Annotated in this window: 1 protein-coding gene; it reads right to left on the bottom strand. The window is 66.7% G+C overall.

The genetic code is table 11. The features are described from left to right. Positions 1–300: pyrroline-5-carboxylate reductase family protein (locus tag PZH32_RS12955; RefSeq protein ID WP_275208666.1), on the bottom strand; the 300-nt coding region annotated here is incomplete at both ends.

The raw sequence follows: 300 nt of genomic DNA, 5'->3' as shown, positions 1-300 counted from the left end.
CTCGTAGGCATGAGCGAGCGGCATACCGGCGGCCACGGCGCCATCTGCCAGCGACTCGATGAACATGAACACGAAGGCCGGTGACGACCCGCTGACCGCACTGGCCGCGTCCATCAGGCGCTCGGGGATGACCACGGCGCGGCCGAAGCTGCTCATCAGACCGATGCAGGTCTCTTCGTCGGCCTCCGTAGTGCCCTCGCCTAGGCTCACAGCGGTGCAGCCGGCATTCACAAGGGCTGGCGTATTGGGCATGCAACGAATGAGGCGCATCGTGGCCGCATCGCGGCCGAACAGGTCGGC

The sequence above is a fragment of the Adlercreutzia equolifaciens genome (assembly GCF_029076695.1).
Lineage (GTDB): Bacteria > Actinomycetota > Coriobacteriia > Coriobacteriales > Eggerthellaceae > Adlercreutzia > Adlercreutzia equolifaciens_A.
The sequence above is the reverse complement of the archived record's forward strand: the minus strand, read 5'-3'. Positions and strand labels throughout refer to the sequence as shown.